We start from the raw sequence: 2,232 nt of genomic DNA on the forward strand, positions 1-2,232 counted from the left end.
GGTAGATGGTAACTGGTACAAGTACCTCTTTATTAACGTAGTGCGCCTTGATTTTGTTAAACAATGCCTTGATGTTTGCCTCTGTAAAATCAGCAAGAGCCTCTGTTTTACCTGCATTGTCTGACATAAACTTACCAATCCGAGTATTCATTTTTCGTGTTTGAGCCTCAGATTGTAGTTTTAAACGATCAGCAATAGCTGCATTTAAATCATTGTTTACAGTGTAACGATCTAATCCTTCATGGATTGTTAGTGTATAGTCATACTCGACATCGGTATTGTCATACTTGATTTCAGTTAAGTCACCAAAGCGTGAATTAGCTCCAGAACCATCTCCGAAACCTCCATCATTCGTTCCAGTCTTGTATTCACCAACAACAACTGGCGTATTGTTTGTTTTAACAGAGAACGCCTTTGAATTTTCTTGAACCCCATCTAAAATTTGAATTTTAGATAAAGCGCCTGTAAATGCAGCTCTCACTCCAAATACTGTTTTCAAAATGCCCGCATATTGTTTTTCGTAACGACGTGCGGAATTGTTTTGATTAGCTGGCATGTGTAATCTCCCTTCTTTTACTTGCCGTAGTTATCCATAACCGCTTGGAATGGGTCAGTATCACCTGCACCATTAGCTGATGGATTCCCTGGCGGTACGATATTAGGGTTAGGTTTATCATCTTCTGCTTTAAACAAATATGGGTCACTTTCCTTTAAACCAGTGATGATGTCATCTAGTTTTGGTTTGCCATTTTCATCAAGCTCAATAGCATCAACATCAATAAACTTCATCAAAGCGTCAGAACTGTGTGCATTTGTATCTCTCAAAGCAAGATTGATAGCACTAACCTTTTGAGTTTTTGCAAGTTCAGCAGCTGCATCCTCTTTATACTTGTCATATTCAGCTTGCAAAGCCTCCAAAGCCTCTTTTTGTTCAGCCGTGGTACTTGCATCTGTTTTTAACGTTTCAAGTTGTGCCTCTGTGTTTTGCAATTGGTTTTTAAGGCTCTCTCGCTCTTGGGTTGCTGTCTCAAGGTCAGCTTTAAGTGCATTTAGGTCTTTACCATGCAAAGCAAACACATCTTTAATCTGCTCTTTTGTCAATCCAAGCTCTTGTAAAGCCTCTGTTGTAAATGCCATTTGTACCTCCTTAGTTCTTTTTGAGCGGATAACTCCCGCTAAAAGCAAAATATTATTTACTATTTCAGTTTACTCTGGATGAAATGGGATTTTTTACGGTTTTAAGCATAAAAAGACAACAAAAAAACACCTAGAAAATTCTAAGTGTTGGTGTTTTATTTGAGTGAGTTAGTACCAAGCAACAGTACCAGTTTGTTCGGTATATTCTTCCTCAATTGCTGATAAAGCAAACCTAACAGCGTGCGCCCAAGCATTAAAAGGGGAGTTATCTTTTTTTATAACCTTATAAGACTTATCTATTTTTGATACCTTTACTATACCGTGGCTATCGCTATCCCTCTTATCATTAACATAATAATCATAGGTGATAAAATCACCTGTTTCTGATTTCAAAAACAACTTAATCACTTACTATCCCCCTTTCTTTTTTTATAGGCTTTGACTGCGGAATCATAGTTATATATTTCCTCGGTCATTTTATGTGCTGTATCGTAATCTAAACCTTGAGACATCAACTGTGCCTCGTGCCTTTCATGTTTCAACATAATTATATCATGTGGCAACAATTTTTGTCCATTAAATATACGGGCAAAGCTATCAGCCATGTCTACATCTGGATCAAACATTTTTACCTTACCGTATAGATTATGCTTGTTCCTAAAAATATGATTATAGACCATCAAACCATCTTTATAGCTAAAATCTGGTACAGCATTTTGGATATGTTTAGCTTGATAAACTGCATTACGTTGAGCAAATTGTAAATATAATGCCTTAGCTCTATCCTCTCCTGGCAAAAGTGGTTTGAATTTATTGATTTGTTTGCTATATTCATTCAATGCCCCAGAGATTTTACCGCTACTCGAAGGCGCAAATCTTTCACGGCTATAATCACGATTGAGGAAATCATGACTAGCAACCAAATTCCTTAACTTACCTTGGTTTTTCCTAACTTGTAGTTTTTCCCGCATCTCAAGTTCACTGTCTCCCATTGTTTTTGCATAATGTAGCCTCTCCTTGTGATGTCTAACTGTACGCTCTAAGGCTCTCTGTTTAGCCTCAATACGTGCATTTTCTTCCGCTTGCTCTGGGGTG

The 2,232-nt window shown here is 37.5% G+C and carries 3 protein-coding genes and 1 pseudogene; all 4 read right to left on the reverse strand.

Going from position 1 to position 2,232, the window contains the following annotated elements:
• Positions 1-556, reverse strand: a pseudogene (locus ACVRZH_RS09945) (phage capsid protein); the annotation flags it as partial.
• A gap of 17 nt (positions 557-573) precedes the next feature.
• Positions 574-1,137, reverse strand: coding sequence for a phage scaffolding protein (locus ACVRZH_RS09950; RefSeq protein WP_447455121.1), 564 nt, complete (start codon positions 1,135-1,137; stop codon positions 574-576).
• Between the two features lie 168 nt (positions 1,138-1,305).
• Entirely contained in the window at positions 1,306-1,545 is a 240-nt protein-coding gene (locus ACVRZH_RS09955) for a hypothetical protein (protein WP_447455122.1), read from the reverse strand.
• The coding region (locus ACVRZH_RS09960) for a phage minor capsid protein (protein WP_447455123.1) at positions 1,542-2,232 on the reverse strand (691 nt) is incomplete at its 5' end. The genes ACVRZH_RS09960 and ACVRZH_RS09955, both read right to left, overlap by 4 nt.

Source organism: Streptococcus fryi (assembly GCF_053206505.1).

Excerpts from the sequence above, each read along its gene's own strand:
- ACVRZH_RS09950 (WP_447455121.1), bottom strand. The coding sequence starts at position 1,137 with ATGGCATTTACAACAGAGGCTTTACAAGAGCTTGGATTGACAAAAGAG.